This is a genomic window from Streptomyces albospinus (assembly GCF_014648695.1).
GTDB classification, from domain to species: Bacteria; Actinomycetota; Actinomycetes; order Streptomycetales; family Streptomycetaceae; genus Streptomyces; species Streptomyces albospinus.
On record NZ_BMRP01000027.1, the window covers coordinates 1 to 19,985 of the forward strand.

18 protein-coding genes and 1 tRNA gene are annotated in these 19,985 nt (G+C 72.1%); 13 read left to right on the top strand and 6 right to left on the bottom strand.

Translation table 11 applies throughout. The annotated features are described in order from the left end of the window. Together IEZ17_RS28755 and IEZ17_RS28760 are read right to left on the bottom strand one after the other, a co-directional pair. Positions 1-526 (bottom strand): SUKH-4 family immunity protein (locus tag IEZ17_RS28755; RefSeq protein ID WP_506005264.1); only part of this gene is annotated, 526 nt, incomplete at its 3' end. 5 nt (positions 527-531) lie between these two features. Further along, positions 532-1,539, bottom strand: a complete 1,008-nt coding sequence (locus tag IEZ17_RS28760; protein WP_189305168.1) for an SMI1/KNR4 family protein — start codon at positions 1,537-1,539, stop codon at positions 532-534. A gap of 293 nt (positions 1,540-1,832) precedes the next feature. On the opposite strand from IEZ17_RS28760, the gene IEZ17_RS28765 reads away from it, so the two are divergent. Both IEZ17_RS28765 and IEZ17_RS28770 read left to right on the top strand, forming a co-directional pair. Continuing rightward, positions 1,833-2,366, top strand: a complete 534-nt coding sequence (locus IEZ17_RS28765; protein ID WP_189305170.1) for a YwqJ-related putative deaminase — start codon at positions 1,833-1,835, stop codon at positions 2,364-2,366. Between the two features lie 8 nt (positions 2,367-2,374). Further along, positions 2,375-2,935 (top strand): SUKH-3 domain-containing protein, encoded by a 561-nt coding sequence (locus IEZ17_RS28770; protein ID WP_189305174.1) that lies wholly within the window; start codon positions 2,375-2,377, stop codon positions 2,933-2,935. Between the two features lie 91 nt (positions 2,936-3,026). Here the strand turns inward: IEZ17_RS28770 and IEZ17_RS28775 are convergent, their stop codons facing one another. Next, a complete protein-coding gene (locus tag IEZ17_RS28775; protein WP_189305176.1) occupies positions 3,027-4,466 on the bottom strand; it encodes a sensor histidine kinase in 1,440 nt (479 codons plus the stop codon). 307 nt (positions 4,467-4,773) lie between these two features. Here IEZ17_RS28775 and IEZ17_RS28780 point away from each other — a divergent pair. From IEZ17_RS28780 to IEZ17_RS28805, 6 genes are all read left to right on the top strand, one after another. Further along, positions 4,774-4,845: transfer RNA gene (locus tag IEZ17_RS28780), tRNA-Gln, on the top strand. Between the two features lie 132 nt (positions 4,846-4,977). Beyond that, positions 4,978-6,459 carry a bifunctional UDP-N-acetylglucosamine diphosphorylase/glucosamine-1-phosphate N-acetyltransferase GlmU gene (gene glmU, locus IEZ17_RS28785; protein WP_189305177.1) on the top strand — a complete coding sequence of 494 codons (1,482 nt, stop codon included), beginning with the start codon at positions 4,978-4,980 and terminating at the stop codon, positions 6,457-6,459. Between the two features lie 73 nt (positions 6,460-6,532). After that, positions 6,533-7,507, top strand: coding sequence for a ribose-phosphate diphosphokinase (locus IEZ17_RS28790; protein ID WP_159503381.1), 975 nt, complete (start codon positions 6,533-6,535; stop codon positions 7,505-7,507). Between the two features lie 217 nt (positions 7,508-7,724). After that, positions 7,725-8,312, top strand: coding sequence for a 50S ribosomal protein L25/general stress protein Ctc (locus tag IEZ17_RS28795; RefSeq protein WP_189305179.1), 588 nt, complete (start codon positions 7,725-7,727; stop codon positions 8,310-8,312). A 102-nt stretch (positions 8,313-8,414) separates the two neighbouring features. Further along, positions 8,415-9,005: an aminoacyl-tRNA hydrolase gene (gene pth, locus IEZ17_RS28800; protein WP_373299975.1), complete on the top strand. Its 591-nt coding sequence runs from the start codon at positions 8,415-8,417 to the stop codon at positions 9,003-9,005. A gap of 81 nt (positions 9,006-9,086) precedes the next feature. Continuing rightward, positions 9,087-9,605, top strand: coding sequence for a hypothetical protein (locus IEZ17_RS28805; protein ID WP_189305183.1), 519 nt, complete (start codon positions 9,087-9,089; stop codon positions 9,603-9,605). A gap of 87 nt (positions 9,606-9,692) precedes the next feature. Here IEZ17_RS28805 and ppc read toward each other — a convergent pair whose 3' ends face one another. Next, a complete protein-coding gene (gene ppc / locus IEZ17_RS28810; RefSeq protein ID WP_189305185.1) occupies positions 9,693-12,455 on the bottom strand; it encodes a phosphoenolpyruvate carboxylase in 2,763 nt (920 codons plus the stop codon). A 263-nt stretch (positions 12,456-12,718) separates the two neighbouring features. Between ppc and IEZ17_RS28815 the strand changes: the two genes are divergently transcribed. Together IEZ17_RS28815 and IEZ17_RS28820 are read left to right on the top strand one after the other, a co-directional pair. Continuing rightward, complete coding sequence (locus IEZ17_RS28815; RefSeq protein ID WP_189305187.1) at positions 12,719-13,741, top strand: acyl-CoA desaturase; 1,023 nt, start codon at positions 12,719-12,721, stop codon at positions 13,739-13,741. Between the two features lie 13 nt (positions 13,742-13,754). Next, positions 13,755-14,441, top strand: coding sequence for a TetR/AcrR family transcriptional regulator (locus tag IEZ17_RS28820; RefSeq protein ID WP_159509726.1), 687 nt, complete (start codon positions 13,755-13,757; stop codon positions 14,439-14,441). 149 nt (positions 14,442-14,590) lie between these two features. Here the strand turns inward: IEZ17_RS28820 and IEZ17_RS28825 are convergent, their stop codons facing one another. Continuing rightward, complete coding sequence (locus IEZ17_RS28825) at positions 14,591-15,421, bottom strand: trans-aconitate 2-methyltransferase (RefSeq protein WP_189305190.1); 831 nt, start codon at positions 15,419-15,421, stop codon at positions 14,591-14,593. A gap of 192 nt (positions 15,422-15,613) precedes the next feature. Here IEZ17_RS28825 and IEZ17_RS28830 point away from each other — a divergent pair, with 192 nt between their 5' ends. From IEZ17_RS28830 to IEZ17_RS28840, 3 genes are all read left to right on the top strand, one after another. Further along, positions 15,614-16,111: a MarR family winged helix-turn-helix transcriptional regulator gene (locus IEZ17_RS28830; protein ID WP_043264677.1), complete on the top strand. Its 498-nt coding sequence runs from the start codon at positions 15,614-15,616 to the stop codon at positions 16,109-16,111. An 88-nt stretch (positions 16,112-16,199) separates the two neighbouring features. Beyond that, positions 16,200-16,994, top strand: coding sequence for an SDR family NAD(P)-dependent oxidoreductase (locus tag IEZ17_RS28835; RefSeq protein ID WP_189305192.1), 795 nt, complete (start codon positions 16,200-16,202; stop codon positions 16,992-16,994). Positions 16,995-17,027: 33 nt separating this feature from the next. After that, on the top strand, positions 17,028-19,103 hold the full coding sequence (locus IEZ17_RS28840; RefSeq protein ID WP_189305194.1) for a beta-galactosidase: 2,076 nt from the start codon (positions 17,028-17,030) through the stop codon (positions 19,101-19,103). Positions 19,104-19,127: 24 nt separating this feature from the next. Here IEZ17_RS28840 and IEZ17_RS28845 read toward each other — a convergent pair whose 3' ends face one another. Next, positions 19,128-19,910, bottom strand: a complete 783-nt coding sequence (locus tag IEZ17_RS28845) for a response regulator transcription factor (protein ID WP_189305196.1) — start codon at positions 19,908-19,910, stop codon at positions 19,128-19,130. Positions 19,911-19,985 lie beyond the last annotated feature (75 nt).

Consider the following 19,985-nt stretch of genomic DNA (forward strand, 5'->3'; position numbering starts at 1 on the left):
GCGCGGTGGGGTTCACGTTCACCTCGGCCCAGGCGTCCGCGGGGGCCGGACCGGAACCGGAGACGGGACCCGCACCGGAACCGGAACCCGCATCGGAGCCGGGCGCCGGGCCGGTCTGCGGCCCGGCACCGTCACCGGTGGCCTTCCGCCCGCCGATCCCGATCGCGTCCGCCGCCTCCTGCAACCACTCGGGCGGCGTCAGCAAGAACGACGTGGCCTCCAGATCGATCCGCTGTGGCGCCTCCGCCGCGTGCCCGCCGTCGACCGGCGTGCCGTACTCCTCCTCGTACCGGCGGATCACCTCGCCCACCGGCAGCCCCGGCCACAGCGTGGTCTCCCCGCTGTCCCGGGCGATCACCAGCCGGCTGCGCCCGCCGTCACCGCCCGGACCGCCCTCGCGGTCCTCCGCCCAGGCCACGAAGCCCAGGTCGAACTCCCTTACCCGCACCTCGCGCTGGAGCGGCGCCGGCACATCGCCGTTCACCCACTGCTCCGCGCGCTCCTGCGCCTGCGCGAACGTCACCACCGAGATCAGCCCCCCACCGGCACGGCGTACGCGAAGCCGCCGTCCACCATCAGGTTCGCCACCGTCTCCAGCTCCGGCGGATTGCCCGCCAGCCGCTCCAGGAACGCGTCGAAATCCGCACCGCACGGCAGCATCAGCTGCGCCACCCGCTCCTGCACCGCCAGACCGTCCCGGTCCCGGGCATCGTCGTACGGGCAGAACCACACCGAGCCCAGCCCCTCGCCGCGCACCTTCACCGCGACCACACCGCCCTGCACGAACGCCGCTCCCAGATAGTCCTTGGTGAAGTGGTCCCGCAGACATTTGTTGACGTAGACCAGATCGTTCACCGCCGCGTCGTCGCGCACCGTGAAGAACGGCTGGTCGACCAGCAGCCCCAGCTCCGCGTCGAGCGCCGCGCCCACCGGCGCGCAGCCGCCCGCCGCCTTCAGGAACGACCGGTACGCGCCCGGCAGCCGGTAGCCCAGCGCCTCCTCGGCCTGCGCCAGCTGCTCCTCACCCACCGACAACTCGCGCCGCGGCAGCCCGAAGTGCACCGGCCGGGTCTCCTGCAACGGCCGGGTGCCCCGCTTGTCGTGCGCCACCGCCGCCGTCGCCAGCCCCGCGTGGTGCCGCAGCAGCGCCTTCACCTCGACCGGGATCAGCTCCATGCGCCGGGTGCCCGCCACGTGGTGCCAGGTCCAGCCGTGCGGCGTCGCCACCGGGGGCACGTCTATCCACAGCTCGTGACCCTGTGCATGCAGCGCCGCGTTCGCCGACACATAGTCGGTCAGCCGCAGCTCGTCGACGCCGAAGCCCTCCGGCGGCTCCGCGATCTCCGCCGCCGCCCGGGCGTACGGCGAGAAGTCCGGGAAACCGCTCCCGTCCATCCGCACCCCCGCCGGATACCGCGCGGCACGCACCGGATCCGGGAAATGCACGACCTGCCCGGCATAGGCCGAGTTCGGTGGCACGGGACGTCCTCCGGCCTGGAGGCCGGGATGCGCCCCCAGCCCTTGCCGACCTGTCGTCATCGCGGTTGCCCCCTGGCTGAAGCTGGCTTTGGGGCACAGCCTATGCGGTGCCGCAACGCCCGCCCGTCGCCCCTGCCCACCCACGTCAGCCCGGCGACACACCAGCGTCACCCGGCCCCCCACCACCCCCGGCACCACCCCGCCGCACCGCGCCCACCAGCCCCGTTACCGAGCATCCGACGAACCGTCACACCCCAGTGACATCCCCGACAGCGTGCCCGACTACCGCAACGCCCAGCACATTTGGCAGTCTGACTCCGCAACCGGGGGATTGCAGGGAGGGAAGCACCACCATGAGCACCACCGCACACCACACATCGACCACCGGAGACCCCCGCGCCACCGGCGACCCCCGCATCGGCTGGAGCGGCACCGCCGACACCGACCGCGCGCCCACGCTCCGCCACCGCCGCGACGGCATCCTCCCCACCACCGGCGCCGCCTTGTCCGTACGCGGACAAACCCTCACCTGTACGGCCAGCAAGGCGGAACAGCCCCCCACCCTGCACCCCCTCGTACAGGACTTCCTCGACACCCTCGCCACCGACCGGCGCGACCGCTTCACCGGGCGATGTCCCGAGGCCGTCCTGCTCTCCCGGCACCTCACCGCCGTCGAGGCCAACCGCGGCAAACGCGCCTCCCGCAAGCCCCTCACCAACGGCGAGGCCCGCCGCTCCCTGAAACACTCCAAGATCACCGCACGCCACATCCGCGAGGACGGCGACCCCGAGCACGGCAGCTACGCACCGCCGTGCCGCTCCTGCGACGCCCTCCTCGCCCACTTCGGCGTCATGCCCATCGGGGCGACGACGCCCCAAGGGAGCTGACCGCCGCCATGCCGCCGACCCCCACGCCGCGCACCCCCGCCCACGACCGCACCGGTTCCACCCGCTTCCCCGCCGCCGTGGACGTCGCGCTCCAGGACGCCGGCTGGCAGCCCGGCCGCTGGGACATAAAGCAGGCCGAGCACTGGGCCGACACGCTCCGCGCCCACACCTCCCCCGCCGGCCACCGCCACACCGTCTTCGCCGCCGCCGTCGAGGCCTGGGCCGAATTCGGCGGCCTGCACATCAAGGGCCCCGGGCCCGGCCGCCACATCGCCCCCACCCCGTTCGTCATCGACCCGCTGCACGGCCTCCACCTCGCCCGCACGCTCGGCGACCTCGGCCGCGCCCTCGGAACCGACGTGGCACCCCTCGGCCGGGAAGAACTCCGCGACACCAAGACCGCCCACGGCGCCGCCCACCCCCAGGCCGCCCTCGCCATCGACACCGAGGGCCGCGTCTACAGCCTCGACCACACCGGCGACTGGTACCTGGGCCCGGACCTCGACCAGGCCCTGAGCACCCTCGTCCTGGGCACCCGCCCGAGCCGGCTGACGGTCTCGGCGGACTGAGCGGACCAGCCGCAGCGGAGCAGCGGGCAGCACACGGAAAACGGGCCGGGAACGGCTACGCCCCGCACCGCAGGGCACCTCACCGTCCGCCTCAGCCGGCCGCGGCCCCGGCGCCCGCACCGGCCACCGGCACCACCGCCGACACCCGGAAACCCCCCGCGTCCGTAGGACCCGAGACGAAGACGCCGCCCAGCGCCGTCACCCGCTCCCGCATTCCGACCAGGCCGTTGCCCCCGCTCGGCAGCCCGGCGTCCGCCGCCCCGCGCTCCGACGGACCGTTCTCCACCTGCACCGCCACCTCGCCGGCCCGGTGCGCCAGCCGCACCCGCGCCCGCGCGCCCGGCGCGTGCTTGTGCACATTCGTCAGCGCTTCCTGCACCACCCGGTAGACGGTCTGCTCCACCCGCGCCGCATACCGGCGCCCGCCACCGCCGCCCGCGGCGACGGCACCGTGTTCCGCGGCCCCGGCCGCGCCCTCCACCGACAGCTCCACCGCCATCCCGGCCGCCCGGGACTGCCCCACCAGATCCCCCAGCTCCGCCAGGCAGGGTCCGTCCCCGTCCGGCTCCCCCGGCGCCGCCGCACCGGCCCCGTCCGCCGGTCCGTCCTCCGGCGCCGGCCGCACCGCCTGCGACGCCACCGCCACCAGCCGCTCCGGCTCGTCCGACCCGGCGGCACCGCGCACCGCCGGCCCCTCGGCCGTCCGCAGCACCCCCAGCATCTCCCGCAGCTCGGTCAGCGCCTGCCGCCCCATGTCCCCGACCAGCGCCGCGTTCTTCGCCGCCTTCTGCGGATCCTTCAGCGCCACCGCTTGCAGCGCCGCCGAGTGCACCACCATCAGGCTCACCCGGTGCGCGACCACGTCGTGCATCTCCCGCGCGATGCGGGTGCGCTCCTCATTACGGGCCCACTCGGCCCGCTCCTCGGCGCGGTCCGCGAGCAGCGACAACTCGCGCTCCAGACCGTCCGCCCGCTCCCGCAGGCTCTCCACGAGCCGCCGCCGGGCGCCGATGTAGAGCCCCCACAGCACCGGCGGCGCCGTCAGGACCACCGCCACCGCCAGCGCCATCGCCGGCACGACCCAGACCGGCGGATTGAAGTCGTGTTGCGCCGCCACGTCCTGCCGCAGACTGAGGAACGTCGTCACCAGCGTCCCCGTCACCGTCATCCCGGCCAGCAGCCCGGTGATCCGCCGCGGCACGTCCGACGCGGCGAGCGTGTACAGGCCCACCACGCTCAGCAGCCCGCCCATCTCGGCGGGCATCACGGCGATCGAGACCAGCACCACGACGACCGGCCACTTACGGCGCACCAGCAGCACCGGCCCGGCCACCAGGCCGAGCAGCACCCCGAGCGCCTCGGGCACCCCCACCGTGTGCGCGAACGGAGCCCCTTCCGTCATGCACTCCGCCGCGGACGCCACCGCCAGCAGCACGTCCAGCACGGCGCTGCGCCGCCGCGCCCACCACCAGGGACCGCCCCCCGGCCTCCCGCGCGCAGCCACGTTCTCACTTGCCCCCGTTGCGGTCATACCGACCAGCGTACGGGCGCCGCCGTCCGTTCCCCGGGTCAGTGTCCCGGCACGGGTCCGGCCCATTACCGCCCGTTCCGGCCAGATATCCCGTGAGCTGCGGAATCGTTCGCCTTTCTGCCGTCCGCCGCATTCGCGAGAGCGCCGGGGAGGCGGGAACGCCGGGGAGAGGGGTGCGACGGCCGCCCGTAAGCCGCGTTCCGGACGGCGCCGGCCCATACCGTCGCGTCGGAGGCTGGTGGTACGGCATAGTGGTGGGTGCCAAGCGACCGGCCTGACGTAATGTCCGGTTTGAATCGCTTTTCTATCCCCTGTGGTGTAATTGGCAGCACTGAGGCTTTTGGTGCCTTATGTCCGGGTTCGAGTCCTGGCGGGGGAGCACACGCCGGAAACGGCACGGTGCGGGTCCTGACCACTCGGTCAGGACCCGCCCTCGTTTCCTCCGCAAAACGCCCCGGTATCCTTCGGGTGACCACCACCCGAAGTAGCCAAGAAGCCGAAGGGCATCCCCGTGAGCGCCAACCGCCCGGCCGCCGTCGTCGTTCTCGCAGCGGGTGAGGGAACCCGCATGAAGTCGACGACCCCCAAGGTCCTGCACGCGATCTGCGGACGCTCCCTCGTCGGACACGTCGTCGCCGCATCCCGCGAACTGGACCCCGAGCATCTCGTCGTGGTCGTCGGCCACGCCCGTGAGCAGGTGCGGGAGCACCTCGCCGAGGTAGACCCCGCCGTCCGCACCGCCGTACAGCACGAGCAGAACGGCACCGGGCACGCCGTGCGCACGGCGCTGGAGGAGCTGCGCGGCAGCGGAGCCGCCCTCGACGGCACGGTCGTCGTCGTGTGCGGCGACACCCCGCTGCTGACCGGCGAGACGCTGAAGAACCTGAGCGACACCCACGGGGCGGACGGGAACGCCGTCACCGTGCTGACCGCCGAGGTCCCGGACTCCACCGGGTACGGGCGGATCGTGCGGGACGAGGTCTCCGGCGCGGTGACCGCGATCGTCGAGCACAAGGACGCGACCGAGGCGCAGCGGGCGATCCGGGAGATCAACTCCGGGGTGTTCGCCTTCGACGCGCGGCTGCTGGTCGATGCGCTGGGCAAGGTGCGCACGGACAACAGCCAGGGCGAGGAGTACCTCACCGACGTGCTGGGGATCCTGCGCGAGGCCGGGCACCGGGTCGGCGCCGCGGTGGCGGCGGACCACCGGGAGATCCTGGGGATCAACAACCGCGTGCAGCTGGCGGAGGCGCGCCGACTGCTGAACGCGCGGCTGCTGGAGCGGGCGATGCTGGCCGGCGTGACGGTCGTCGATCCGGCCACGACGTGGGTGGATGTGACGGTGTCGTTCGAGCAGGACGCGACGGTGCTGCCGGGGACGCAGCTGCTGGGTGCCACGCACGTCGGTGCGGGCGCCGAGGTGGGTCCGCAGTCGCGGCTGACGGACACCCGGGTCGGCGCGGACGCGTCGGTCTCGTTCACCGTCGCGGACGGCGCGGAGGTCGGGCCCGGGGCGTCGGTGGGTCCGTACGCGTATCTGCGGCCGGGGACGGTGCTGAGCGCGAAGGCGAAGGCCGGGACGTTCGTCGAGATGAAGAACTCGCAGATCGGCGAGGGCACGAAGGTGCCGCATCTGTCCTACGTGGGCGATGCGACGATCGGCGAGTACACCAACATCGGTGCGGCAAGCGTGTTTGTGAACTACGACGGTGAGGCAAAGCACCACACGACGGTCGGTTCGCACTGCAAGACGGGCTCGGACAACATGTTTGTGGCGCCTGTCACGATCGGGGACGGCGCGTACACCGCCGCCGGTTCGGTCATTACCAAGGATGTGCCCCCGGGTTCGCTGGCGGTCGCGCGCGGCCAGCAGCGGAACATCGAGGGCTGGGTCGCGCGCAAGCGGCCCGGGAGCGCCGCCGCGCAGGCCGCTTCGTCTGCTCGCCAGGAGTCCGGTCAGGGCTCGGATCGGAAGTCCGAGGGCGAGCGGTGACTGTGCCGAAGGGTATGCCGTGCGGGGCGTACCGTGATGAGCGCACGCAAACTGTGATGCAAGGAGATTTGCTGTGACCGGGATCAAGACGACCGGCGAGAAGAAGCTGATGCTCTTCTCCGGCCGCGCCCACCCCGAGCTTGCCGAGGAGGTCGCGCACCAGCTGGGTGTGGGCCTGGTCCCGACGAAGGCTTTCGACTTCGCGAATGGCGAGATCTATGTCCGCTACCAGGAGTCGGCGCGTGGCGCGGACTGCTTTCTGATCCAGAGCCACACGGCTCCGATCAACAAGTGGATCATGGAACAGCTGATCATGATCGATGCACTGAAGCGGGCCTCGGCCCGGAGCATCACCGTGGTCTGTCCGTTCTACGGGTACGCGCGCCAGGACAAGAAGCACCGCGGCCGGGAGCCGATTTCGGCGCGGCTGATCGCGGATCTGATGAAGACCGCGGGTGCCGACCGCGTGGTGACGGTCGATCTGCACACGGACCAGATCATGGGATTCTTCGACGGCCCGGTGGACCACCTCTTCGCGCTGCCGGTCCTCGCGGACTACGTCGGCGCGAAGGTCGACCGCTCGAAGCTGACGGTGGTTTCGCCGGACGCGGGCCGGGTGCGGGTCGCGGACCGCTGGTGCGACCGGCTGGGCGCGCCGCTGGCGATCGTGCACAAGCGGCGCGACAAGGACGTGGCGAACCAGGTCACCGTCCACGAGGTCGTCGGCGATGTGCAGGACCGGGTGTGCGTGCTGGTCGACGACATGATCGACACCGGCGGCACGATCTGCGCGGCGGCGGACGCCCTGTTCGCGAACGGTGCGGCGGATGTGATCGTGACGGCGACGCACGGTGTGCTGTCGGGCCCGGCCGCGGACCGGCTGAAGAATTCGAAGGTGAGCGAGTTCGTGTTCACGAACACGCTGCCGACGCCTTCGGAGTTGGAGCTGGACAAGATCACGGTGCTGTCGATGGCACCGACCATCGCGCGGGCGCTCCGCGAGGTGTTCGAGGACGGCTCGGTGACGAGCCTCTTCGAGGAGCAGTGAGCCGGATCCGGTAGTCCGGTGCGGGTGGTGGCCCGCACCGGAGGCACCGGAGATCCATTTTGGGGCGGCCTTCCCGCCGGGTAGACTCATCGAGTTGCTCGGCGAGGGAGGCCGCCTTTTTGCGGTGGCTGTCCGTTATCGACGCGCTCTTCGTAGCAGGTCTGTCGTGGGCCGGGTGACGCCCCGCAGATGTTTCTGAGATACGAGGAGTGCAGTCATGGCTGAGGTCAAGCTCACCGCTGAGGCCCGTAACGACTTCGGCAAGGGCGCCGCCCGCCGCCTGCGTCGCGAGGCCAAGGTTCCGGCGGTCGTCTACGGTCACGGTGCCGAGCCGAAGCACATCGCGATCGACAGCCACGCGCTGATGATGGCCCTGAAGACCCCGAACCCGCTGATCCGCCTGGAGGGCGAGGGCGGCGGCGAGCTGGTCATCCCCAAGGCCGTGCAGCGTGAGGCGATCCGCCGCTTCCTGGTCCACGTGGACTTCCTGGCCGTCAAGAAGGGCGAGAAGGTCGCCGTCGAGCTCCCGATCCAGACCGAGGGCGAGCTCGCGCCGGGCGGCAACCTGCTGGAGCACGTGCTGAACACCCTGCCGGTCGAGGCCGAGGCCACCCACATCCCGGAGTCCGTGTCGGTCTCCGTCGCGGGCCTGGAGGCCGGCCACTCGGTGCTGGCGAAGGACATCGCGCTGCCCGCCGGTGTCTCGCTGGCCGTCGAGGACGACACCGTGGTGCTCCAGGTCGTCGCCGCGCAGGCCGAGGCTCCGGCCGAGGAGGCCGCCGAGGGTGAGGGCGCGGAGGCCTGATCGCTCGTTCCGGAATATCCGGAATACTCTTTCAACCGCTGTCCCGTGCTCTGGCGCGGGGCGGCGGTTGACTGCTTTCAAGGAGACGCGGAAATGGCGGAGATGGCGGGCGCAGACAGCCCTTGGCTCATTGTGGGGCTGGGAAATCCGGGGCCGGAGTACGCGGCCAATCGCCACAATGTGGGTTTCATGGTGGCGGATCTGCTCGCGGAGCGGACGGGCGGGCGTTTCAAGGCGCACAAGGCGCGGGCGCAGGTGGTGGAGGGGCGGATCGGTCCGCCGGGGCCGTCGAGCCGCCGGGTGGTCGTCGCCAAGCCGATGTCGTTCATGAACCTGTCGGGCGGGCCGACCACCGCGCTGCGGGATTTCTACAAGGTTCCGGTGGCCAACATCATTGCGGTGCATGACGAGTTGGACATTGATTACGGCATCTTGCGGCTGAAGCTGGGCGGCGGGGACAACGGGCACAACGGCCTGAAGTCGATCACGAAGTCGCTGGGTGCGGACTACCACCGGGTGCGGTTCGGGATCGGGCGTCCGCCGGGCCGGATGCCGGTGGCGGATTTCGTGCTGAAGGATTTCTCGTCGGCGGAGCGCAAGGAGCTGGATTACTTCGTGGACCGGGCGGCCGATGCGGTCGAGGCCCTGGTCCTGGAGGGTCTGGAACGGGCGCAGAGCACGTACAACTCGTGAATGGGGCAGTGCGGGGCATGGCCTGACGAAAGGCCGGGCGGAGGTTGACCGGGCGCGGCGGGATGGCCAAGGATCGCCGCCATGCCCAGTCGCAACAGGCGGACCGGTTCGATCAGACGCAGTCGTTCCCGGCGGTTCGGCGAGAGCGCCTTCGGGGTGCTGCTTGTCGCCCGGACCGGGCTGATGGCGCTGCTGGCGCTGCTGCTGCTGGTGGCGGGGGTGTGGACGTCGTGGCAGACGGCGCGGTACGCGATGCTCGCCAAGGGGCGGGAGCGCGGCACGATGACGGTCGCGGCATGTGCCGCGGATCGCTGTACGGGACCGTTCGTCCCGGCCGACGCGGGCGGAAAGCGGCAGCAGGTGTCGGTCGCGCAGACGGCGGTGAAGAAGGGCGAGCGGGTCGCGGTGGCGCTGCGGCCGGATTCCACGCGGGCGGTGCGGACGGGGCCGGGCGGTGTGCTGCACGCGTGGGTGCCGTTCGGCGGGTCGCTGCTGCTGGCGGCGCTGGTGGTGGCGGGCGGACTCCGACTGCGGCGTACGGCGTGGGCGATGGGGTTGCTGGGGGCGGCGCTGCTGGGGGCGGCCTTCGCGACGCTGTGAGCGACGTGGATGCCGTGGATGCAGGTGTACGGCGGCGGCCCGCCCCTCTTGTCCGAGGGGCGGGCCGCTGTCGTGTGCGGGGCCGGGTCAGCCGGTGTTGCGGAGGCCGGCGGCGACGCCGTTGACGGTCAGGAGCAGCGCGCGGGCGAGGACCGGGTCGGCTTCCTCGCCGTGGGCGGCGGCCTGGCGCTGGCGGTGCAGGAGGGAGACCTGGAGGTAGGAGATCGGGTCCAGGTAGGCGTCGCGGATGTGGAAGGTCTGCTTCAAGGCCGGGTTGGAGTCGAGGAGTTCGCGTTCCCCGGTGATGCGGAGGACTTCCTGGACGGTCAGTTCGTGCTCGGCCTTGATGACGTCGAAGACGGGCTTGAGCTCGTCGGGGACGAGGGTGTCGACGTAGTGCTGGGCGATCCGCAGGTCGGTCTTGGCGAGGGTCATCTCCACGTTGGAGAGGAAGTTGCGGAAGAAGTGCCAGTGCTCGTGCATTTCGTCCAGGACGCTGCCGAGCCCGGCTTCACGGGCGGCCCTCAGGCCGGTGCCGACGCCGAACCAGCCGGGGACGATCTGGCGGGACTGGGTCCAGCCGAAGACCCAGGGGATGGCGCGGAGTCCGTCGAGGCCGGCGCCGGAGTCCGGGCGGCGCGACGGGCGCGATCCCAGGTGCAGCTCGGCGAGCTGGTCCACCGGGGTGGAGGCGAAGAAGTACGCGGGCAGGTCGGGGTCCTCGACGAGGCGGCGGTAGGAGCCGTGGGCGGCCTCGGAGACGGTCTCCATGGCGGCGTCCCAGCGGGCCAGCGCCTCGTCGGACTGGCGGGGTGCGGTGTGCAGGGCGGATGCCTGGAGCGTTGCCGCGACGGTCAGTTCGAGGTTCTCCCGGGCGAGGGAGGGGACCAGGTACTTGTCGGAGATGACCTCGCCCTGCTCGGTGACCTTGATCTCGCCTTCGAGGGTGCCGTAGGGCTGGGCGAGGATGGCGTCGTGCGAGGGGCCGCCGCCGCGGCCGACGGTGCCGCCGCGGCCGTGGAAGAGGCGCAGCCGTACGCCGTGCCGGTGGGCGACGTCGCGCAGCAGGCGCTGGGCGCGGTGGATCTCCCACTGGGAGGTGGTGATGCCGCCGAACTTGGAGGAGTCCGAGTAGCCGAGCATGACCTCCTGGACGTCGCCGCGCAGGGCGACCAGCCGCCGGTAGGAGGGGTCGGCGAGCATTTCGTCCAGCAGCTGGTCGGCGATCTTGAGCTCGTCGGTGGTCTCCAGCAGCGGCACGATGCCGATCTTGGCCCAGCCGCCGTGCAGGTCGATCAGGCCGGCCTCGCGGGCCAGGACGGCGGCGGCGAAGACGTCGTCGGAGCCCTGGCACATGGAGATGATGTACGACTCGATGACCTCGGGGCCGAAGGTTTCCTTGGCCTTGAGGATGGTGCGGAAGACGCCGAGGGTCTTGGCGCCGGCCGCGTCGAGCGGGGCGGGCGTGGGGGCCAGCGGGCGGCGGGAGCGCAGTTCCTTGGCGAGGAGCTTGCGGCGGTAGTCGCGCGGCATGTCCACGTAACGCCAGGACTCCTCGCCGAGCCGGTCGAAGAGCTGGCCGAGGGCGTGGTGGTGGGCGTCGGCGTGCTCGCGGATGTCCATGGTGGCGAGCTGGAGGCCGAAGGCGGCGATGGTGCGCAGGACGCGCTCCAGGCGGCCGTCGGCGATCAGGCCGCCGCGGTGCTCGCGCAGCGAGGTCTGGATGATCGCCAGGTCGTCGAGGAGCTCGGCGGTGCCCAGGTAGTCGCGGCCGGGCACGTGCGGGGTGTCGCCGGCGAGCCGGCCGCGGGTGTTGACCAGCTTCTGCCGGATGCAGGTGGCCTTGAGGCGGTAGGGCTCCTCGCTGTTGAGCCGCTTGTAGCGGGGGCTGATCTCCGGGAGGAGGTCGAGGTCCCGCTGGAGGGATTCCAGCAGCTCGTCGGTGGCGCCGCAGTTGCGGATGGAGTTGGAGAGCGCACCGCGCAGTTCGTCGACGTGCTCCAGCGCGTCGGTGATGCCGTGCTCGTGCTGGAGGATCAGGACGTCCCAGGTCACCTGGGGGGTGACGTTGGGGTTGCCGTCGCGGTCGCCGCCGATCCAGGTGCCGAAGGTGAGCGGGCGGGTGCCGGCGGGGAGCCGGGCGCCGGCCCGCTCCAGCTCGGCGGCGAGATCTTCGAGGACGTCGCCGACCGCGCCGCGGCCGAGCTCGTCGAGGTAGTAGATGGCGTTGCGGGCCTCGTCGGTGGGCTCCGGGCGGGCCACCCTCAGCTCGTCGGTCTGCCAGATGAGGTCGATGCTCTCGGCGAGGCGGACGTCGGCGCGGCGGCGCTCGCTGGGATCCGTGCGGTCCAGGAGCTCGGCGACCTTGCGGAGCTTGGTGAGGACGGAGCGGCGGGCGGCCTCGGTGGGGTGCGCGGTGAAGACCGGGCGGACGCCGAGGTTGCGGGCGGTGGCCCGCAGGTGCTCGGGGTCGGCGTCCTTGAGCATGTCGGCGGTGCGGGCGAGGATGCCGCCCTCGGCGGCCCGCTTGGCGCGCAGCTCGCGACCGCGGTGCACCTGCTCGGTGACGTTCGCCAGGTGGAAGTACGTGGAGAAGGCGCGGACCAGCTTGGCGGCGGTGGCGAGGTCGGTGTCGCCGAGGAGCCGGGCGGCGGCTTCGCCGTCGGAGCGGGTCAGCGCACGGACCCGCTCGACGAGGTCCAGCAGCTCCTGTCCCTCCTGCCGTACGAGGGTCTCGCCGAGGAGGTCGCCGAGGCGGCGGATGTCGGCACGCAGCGCGACGTTGTCGCTGGTGGCGCCGTCGGGGTTTTCGGACACGTTCTCGGCGGGGGTGTTGTCGGCACTGCTCACAGGTGCGGCTCCTTGCAGTGATGGTGCAGTCATTGAGCACGTCTGGGCTTGTGGCGGACCGCGCTGTCCGACGACCCCAGGATAGGTGTCCCCATAGGCGGCGGATCACACCGTCCGCAGGGTGGGCAGCCGCCGTGGCGGGCGGGGGCCGGGGGCCTGTCACGGCCTTGCCCGCGGCGGCGTCGCTGCCATACTTACGAAACCGTAGGTTACGGTCCCGTAGGCCGTAGCCGTGCCCCCGAGCCCCCGACGAGGGACACCACATGACCGCTGGTTCTGAAGCCGTCGAAGAGTCACCGCTACAGCTCGACGCGCCCGCCGGTTCTCCCCCACCGTCCGCCCTGCCGTCCGCGACGCTGGGCGGCGAGCGGCGCCGATCGCTGGAACAGATCACCCTGCTGTTGTTCATCACCGTGCCGTTCGTGGCGCTGGTCGCCGCGGTCCCGCTGGCCTGGGGCTGGGGGGTGAGCTGGCTCGATCTCGGGCTGCTGACGGCGATGTACTACATCGGCTGCCACGGCATCACCATCGGCTTCCACCGCTATTTCACGCACGGCGCCTTCAAGGCGCGGCGCCCGCTGCGCATCGCGCTGGCGATCATGGGGTCGATGGCGGTGGAGGGTCCGCTGGTCCGCTGGGTGGCGGACCACCGCAAGCACCACAAGTTCTCCGACGCGGAGGGCGACCCGCACTCCCCCTGGCGCTTCGGCGAGACCGTGCCCGCGCTGATGAAGGGCCTGTGGTGGGCACACATCGGCTGGATGTTCGACGAGGAACAGACCCCGCAGCACAAGTACGCCCCCGACCTGATCAAGGACCCGGCGATCCGGACCGTCTCCCGCCAGTTCGTCCTGTGGACGACGGTGTCGCTGCTGATCCCGCCGCTGGTCGGCGGGCTGGCCACCTGGTCCTGGCAGGGCGCGCTGACCGCGTTCTTCTGGGGCTCCCTGGTGCGGGTGGCGCTGCTGCACCACGTCACGTGGTCGATCAACTCGATCTGCCACGCGGTCGGCAAGCGCCCCTTCAAGTCCCGCGACCGCTCCGGCAACGTGTGGTGGCTGGCGGTGCTGTCCTGCGGCGAGTCCTGGCACAACCTCCACCACGCGGACCCGACCTGCGCCCGGCACGGGGTCATGAAGGGCCAGCTGGACTCCAGCGCCCGGCTGATCCGCTGGTTCGAGCGGGCCGGCTGGGCGTACGACGTGCGCTGGCCGAACGCGGCGCGGATCGACGCCCGGCGCAAGGAGAGCGCCCGAGGCAAGGAGAAGGCCGCGCAGGCGGCATGATTGACGGGTGGCGATCGACAGCAGCAGCGCGAACAACGGCAAGGGAAAGTCCTCCGCGTCCTCGACGTCCGGGGGCCGGCGCGCGCGCCGGGTGCGGATGACCGGTGCGGAGCGCCGGGAGCAGCTGCTGGACATCGGCCGCACGCTGTTCGCCGAGCGCGGGTACGAGGGCACGTCCGTCGAGGAGATCGCCGCCAAGGCCGGCGTGTCCAAGCCCGTGGTCTACGAGCACTTCGGCGGCAAGGAGGGGCTGTACGCGGTGGTGGTGGACCGCGAGATGCGGCAGCTGCTGGACATGGTGACCGGTGCGCTGACCGCCGGCCATCCGCGCGAGCTGCTCGAACAGGCCGCGTTCGCGCTCCTCGACTACATCGAGACGTTCACGGACGGCTTCCGCATCCTCGTCCGCGACTCGCCGGTCGCCCAGTCGACCGGCACCTTCGCGTCCCTGATCAGCGATATCGCCACCCAGGTCGAGGACATCCTCGGCCTGGAGTTCAAGGCCCGCGGTTTCGATCCGAAGCTGGCCCCGCTGTACGCGCAGGCCCTGGTCGGCATGGTGGCCCTGACCGGCCAGTGGTGGGTCGACACCCGTAAGCCGAAGAAGGCGGAGGTGGCGGCGCACCTGGTGAACCTGGCGTGGCACGGGCTGGGCAATCTGGAGGCCAAGCCGCGGCTGATAGGGCATCGCAAGAACTAGAGCCGCTCGCCCCGCCCCGGCGGGGAGACCCCGGCGCCGGCGCGGACGGTGCCGCGCCGGCCTCGAACCAGCAGCCTTCTCCATGCCTCCCCAGGCAGGCGGCGAGCTGGATGTGGCCGAGGCCGGTGCTCATCGCGGGTCGGGCAGTGTCAGGCGGTAGGGGTCGGGAGCTTCCGGGCCACGACGAAGATGCGGCGGAACGGGAAGACCGTGCCGTGTCGGCCGGTGGGGTACGCCTCGCGCAGCGCGTCCCGGTATTCGGCGAGGAAGGCCTCGCGTGCCTCCGGGTCGTTTTCGAGGACGGTGAGGACGGGGCGCAGGGCGGTGCCCTTGACCCAGTCGAGGACCGGGTCGTCGCCTTGGAGGAGCTGGACGTAGGTGGTTTCCCAGACGTCGGTGGTGCAGCCGAGGTCGGTGAGGCGCTCCAGGTAGTCGGCGGGTTCGAGGATGTGGACGAAGCGGCGGCCGTGGGTATCGAGGCGCTCGCGCCATTGCGGGGAGTCGCAGAGTTCGCCGAGCAGGGCGTGGCTGGGCGACGTGAAATTCCCGGGCACCTGGAAGGCGAAGGTGCCGCCGGGGGCGAGCGCGTCGACCCAGCGGGCGAAGGAGTCCGGATGGTTGGGGACCCATTGCAGCGCGGCGTTGGAAACGATCAGGTCGAAAAGCTCTTCGGGGGTCCAGTCGGCGGCGTCGGCCGGGGCGAAGTCCAGGTGGCCGCCGCCGGGGGTCGGGCCGGCGTAGGTCTCGGCTTCCTTCAGCATCTCGGGAGAGTTGTCGAAGCCGGTGATGTGCGCGTCGGGCCAGCGGTCGGCGAGCTGGACCGTCACGTTGCCGGGGCCGCAGCCCAGGTCGGCGATGCGGGCGGGGCGTCCCGGCCGCGGCAGTTGTGGTATCCGGGCGAGGAGGTCGTGAAAAGGCCGGGTGCGGTGCCCGGAATGGTGCAGATATTGCTGCGGATCCCAGGTTGGTGCGTCGTGCATGTTCGAAAACCCCTCTGCTGATGCAGGGCCGGCACAGTGCGGTGCCGGATGTCGTCAGGGCGTGTTCTGGTCAGCTCGGGTGGATTCCGAGCTCGCGGCGACGATTCCCAATAGTCCAGCAAAATATATCTGGACGTCAAGATACTTAACATCAAGAGACTTCACATCGACAGACCCTTTACACTGATCGTCATGGAGGACGAGGTCGATCGACTGGTGGCAGCATGGCGCCGCGAGCGCCCGGACCTCGACGTGGAGCCGCTTGAGGTCCTCAGCCGCGTCTCCCGGCTGGCCAGACATCTGGACCGGGCCCGCCGCCTGGCGTTCTCCGAGGTGGGGCTGGAGCCCTGGGAGTTCGATGTGCTCACCGCGCTCCGGCGGGCCGGCGCGCCCTACCAGCTCTCCCCCGGCGCCCTGCTGACGCAGACGCTCGTCACCTCCGGCACGATGACCAACCGCATCGACCGGCTCGCCAAGAAGGAACTCGTCGAGCGGCTGCCCGACCCCAGCGACCGGCGCGGCGTGCTGGTCCGGCTGACCGCCAAGGGCCGCGACAAGGCCGACCAGTCCCTGGCCGGACTGCTCGCCCAGGAGCGGGCGATTCTGGCCGAGCTCTCGCGGCAGCAGCGGCAGGAACTGGCCGGTCTGCTACGGCGGTTGACCGGGCCGTTCGACAACATTCCCGGCTAGGGCCCGCCGGAGCACAGCGGAGCACACCCAACCCGCCCGTCCCCGTGTCCACTTGCCCGGCCGCCCCCGGGTGGGCTTGGATCGCGGCATGAGCCAGCACGAGACGAGCTCGGTGACCGGTGGTCCGTACGGCAGGCGGTTCGCGGGCCGTACGGTCGTGGTGACCGGGGCGGCCGGCGGGATCGGGGCGGCGACCGCGGACCGGCTGGCGGCCGAGGGCGCCGGAGTGCTGCTGCTGGACATCGACGACGCGCGCGGCGAGCACACCGCGCGGCGGATCCGGGCGGCCGGCGGGCGGGCCTCGTACGAGCACTGCGATGTGGCCGACGAGGGCGACTGGCGGCGGGCGGTGGAGGCGGCACGGCGGCGGTACGGCCCGGTGGACGGGCTGGTCGGCAACGCGTATCTGCCGTACATCGCGGCGGCCGACGAGACGCCGCTGGCCGACTGGGAGCGGCAGTTGGCGGTGAATCTGACCGGATCCTTTCTCGGGGTGCGGGCCGCGCTGGCCGATCTGCGGGCGCGCGCCGGGTCGGTGGTGCTGACGTCGTCGGTGCACGCGCTGGTCGGGCTGCCGGGGCGGCCCGCCTACGCCGCGTCGAAGGCCGGGCTGACCGGGCTGGGGCGGCAGCTGGCGGTGGAGTACGGGCCCGAGGTGCGGGTCAACAGCGTGCTGCCGGGGCCGGTGTTGACCGCGGCCTGGGACGGCGTCGGGGAGGCGGACCGGCAGGCCAGCGCGGCGCAGACCGCGGCGCGGCGGCTGGGGCGGCCCGAGGAGGTCGCGGCGGCGATCGCGTTCCTGCTGTCCGACGAGGCGTCGTTCGTGACGGGGGCGAGCCTGGTCGTGGACGGCGGGTGGAGCGTGTACAAGAACTCTTCGTGAGGCGGAAACCTCGACTGCGACCCTGGGGGTCCGATGGGCATCCGATTCGGCGGCGACTACAACCCCGAGCAGTGGCCCGAGGAGGTGTGGACCGAGGACCTGGCGCTGATGAAGGCGGCCCACGTCACCACGGTCACGGCCGGCATCTTCTCCTGGGCGAAGGTCGAACCCCGGTCCGGGGAATGGGACTTCGGCTGGTTCGACCGGGTGCTGGACGGGCTGGCGGGGGCCGGGATCGAGGTGTGCCTGGCGACGATGACCGCCTCGCCGCCGCCCTGGCTGGCCCGCGCGCACCCGGAGATCCTGCCGGAGGGGCCGGACGGGCAGCGCCGCTGGCCCGGGGCGCGGCAGCACTTCTGCCCGTCGAGCCCGGTCTACCGGGCGTACGCGGTACGGCTGGTGGAGCAGCTCGCCGCCCGCTACGCGGAGCATCCGGCGCTCACCATGTGGCATGTGGGCAACGAGTACGGGTGCCATACCCGGCAGTGCTTCTGCGAGGTGTCGGCGGAGGACTTCCGGGTCTGGCTGCGGACCCGCTACGGGAGCGTGGACGCGCTCAACGACGCCTGGTCGACGGCCTTCTGGTCGCAGGCGTACGGGGACTTCGACGAGGTGCTGCCGCCGCGGACCGCGCCCACCTTCCCCAACCCGGCGCAGCAGCTGGACTATCTGCGCTTCGGCGACCACGCGCTGCGGGCCTGCTACCTGGCCGAGAAGGCGGTGCTGGCGCGGCTGGCGCCGGAGGTGCCGGTCACCACCAACCTGATGCCGCAGCACAAGCCGGTCGACGCGTTCGGCTGGGCGCCGCACCTGGACGCGATGGCGCTGGACTTCTACCAGGACCCGTACGCGGCGGACGAGCACGTACGGGCCGGGTACGTCTTCGACCTGATGCGGTCGGCGCGCGGCGGGCAGCCCTGGCTGCTGCTGGAGCAGGCGGCCGGTGCGGTCAACTGGCGGCCCCGGAACGGGCCCAAGCCGCCCGGCGCGATGCGGCTGTGGAGCTGGCAGGCGGTGGCGCAGGGGGCGGACGCGGTGCTGTTCTTCCAGTGGCGGCAGTCGCTGGGCGGGGCGGAGAAGTTCCACTCGGCGATGCTGCCGCACGGCGGGACGGACACCCGTACGTGGCGTGAAGTATCCGATCTCGGAAGGGAGTTGGCGTCGGTTCCGGGCATCGAAGGGACCCGGTCGCGGGCGTCGGTGGCACTGCTGGCGGACTGGGACAGCTGGTGGGCGCTGGAGCTGGACTCCCGGCCGTCGACCGCGCTGGACCACTCCCGGATCGCGCTGGAGCACTACCGGCCGCTCTTCGAGGCGGGGGTGGCCTGCGACGTGGTGCCGCCGCAGCGGGAGCTGTCGGGGTACCGGCTGGTCGTGGTCCCGAACCTGTATCTGGTGACGGCCCGGGACGCGGAGCGGCTGGCGGCCTACGTACGGGACGGCGGGCGGCTGGTGGTGTCGTTCTTCTCGGGGATCGTCGACGAGCACGACCGGGTGCACCCCGGGGGCTATCCGGCCCCGCTGCGGGAGCTGCTGGGGTTGCGCGTGGCGGAGTTCTGGCCGCTGGCGGAGGGCCGGTCGGTGGGGGTCGGCGGTGGGGGTACCTCTCTGGTCATGGGGGTCCCCCCGGTCGAGCGGAGCCGAGAGTGGGGGAGGAGCCGGGACCTCGGGGGAGCGTACGCCGGGCGGGCGGACCTCTGGTCGGAGGAGATCGACCTGGAGGGGGCCGAGGCCCTCGCCCGCTTCACGGACGGCGAGCTGGCGGGGCGGCCCGCGGTGACCCGGCACGACTACGGGCGGGGCACCGTCTGGTACCTCGGCACCCGCCTCGAACCGGCGCTGCTGCGGACCCTGTTGGACGACGTCCGCGAGGTCGCCGGGGTGGTGCCCGTACTGCCGGGGCTGCCGGCGGGGGTGCAGGCGGCCGTACGGGAGGGTGCCGGCGGGCGGTACCTCTTCCTGCTCAACCACGGGACGCAGGCCGTGGAGGTGGGGCTGCCGGGGCCGATGCGGGATGCGCTGGCGCCCCGGGCGGCGGCCGTGGAGCACGTGGCGCTGGCCGCCCGGGGGGTGGCCGTGCTGACCGGCCCGGCACCCGGCACGGAATGACCCGTGCCGGGTGCCGGCCGCCCCTCAGGGCAGCGTGACCGGGCCCGCCGCGGCCGGCTCCAGCTCGACCGGGCCGACCCCGGCCCGGCGGGCCAGGGCCACCGCCGCGAGGGTGGAGTGCACCCCGAGCTTGCCGAGCACGTTCTGCATGTGCGTACGGACGGTGTGCGGGGAGAGGAACAGCCGCTCGGCGACCGCCTTGCGGCCCAGCCCCGCCACCATGCAGCGCAGCACCTCGCGCTCGCGCGGGGTCAGCGACTCCACCAGCCGCTCGCTCTCCGTACGGTGCTTGCGGGCGGCCGTCAGCTCCCGCAGGACGCCGGTCAGCAGCGCGGGCGGCAGATGCGTCTCGTCGCGCAGCACACCGCGGATGACGGCGAGCAGCCGGGAGAGCGAGCAGTCCTTGGCGACCCAGCCGGAGGCGCCGGCCAGGAGGGCCGCGGCGGCCCGGCGTGGGTCGTCGCGGTCGGCGAGGACCACGGTCCGCAGATACGGGTGGCTGGAGCGCAGGCCGGAGACCAGCGCGATGCCGTCCAGCGGGCAGCCGCGGGGCACGCCCTCGCGGGGCGCGCCGTCGCGTGCGGACGGCTGTGGCGGCACCGCGAGCAGCGGCGTGGCCAGGTCGGCGTCCGCGAGCAGCACGTCGAAGCGGCGGCCGTCGGCGGCGGCGCGGTCCAGATTTCGCAGCGCCGCCGGGGCGCTGCCCGCCGCCGCGACGTCCACGTCCACTTCCGCGGCCAGCGCGGCGGCCAGGGATTCGGCGAAGATGCGGTGGTCGTCGACCACCAGAACCCGGATTCGTTGCACAGAGACCCCCTGTCTCGGTGAACGGACCATAGCGGGCACAGCGCCCGGATTGAAGATCGCCTCGACCGCACGGCC

What these genes read in the sequence shown, in the direction of transcription:
- IEZ17_RS28760 (WP_189305168.1), bottom strand. Translation starts at nt 1,539, where the DNA reads ATGACGACAGGTCGGCAAGGGCTGGGGGCGCATCCCGGCCTCCAGGCC.
- IEZ17_RS28765 (WP_189305170.1), top strand. Translation starts at nt 1,833, where the DNA reads ATGAGCACCACCGCACACCACACATCGACCACCGGAGACCCCCGCGCC.
- IEZ17_RS28770 (WP_189305174.1), top strand. Translation starts at nt 2,375, where the DNA reads ATGCCGCCGACCCCCACGCCGCGCACCCCCGCCCACGACCGCACCGGT.
- IEZ17_RS28775 (WP_189305176.1), bottom strand. Translation starts at nt 4,466, where the DNA reads ATGACCGCAACGGGGGCAAGTGAGAACGTGGCTGCGCGCGGGAGGCCG.
- IEZ17_RS28795 (WP_189305179.1), top strand. Translation starts at nt 7,725, where the DNA reads ATGGCTGAGGTCAAGCTCACCGCTGAGGCCCGTAACGACTTCGGCAAG.
- pth (WP_373299975.1), top strand. Translation starts at nt 8,415, where the DNA reads ATGGCGGGCGCAGACAGCCCTTGGCTCATTGTGGGGCTGGGAAATCCG.
- IEZ17_RS28805 (WP_189305183.1), top strand. Translation starts at nt 9,087, where the DNA reads ATGCCCAGTCGCAACAGGCGGACCGGTTCGATCAGACGCAGTCGTTCC.
- IEZ17_RS28815 (WP_189305187.1), top strand. Translation starts at nt 12,719, where the DNA reads ATGACCGCTGGTTCTGAAGCCGTCGAAGAGTCACCGCTACAGCTCGAC.
- IEZ17_RS28825 (WP_189305190.1), bottom strand. Translation starts at nt 15,421, where the DNA reads ATGCACGACGCACCAACCTGGGATCCGCAGCAATATCTGCACCATTCC.
- IEZ17_RS28830 (WP_043264677.1), top strand. Translation starts at nt 15,614, where the DNA reads ATGGAGGACGAGGTCGATCGACTGGTGGCAGCATGGCGCCGCGAGCGC.
- IEZ17_RS28835 (WP_189305192.1), top strand. Translation starts at nt 16,200, where the DNA reads ATGAGCCAGCACGAGACGAGCTCGGTGACCGGTGGTCCGTACGGCAGG.
- IEZ17_RS28840 (WP_189305194.1), top strand. Translation starts at nt 17,028, where the DNA reads ATGGGCATCCGATTCGGCGGCGACTACAACCCCGAGCAGTGGCCCGAG.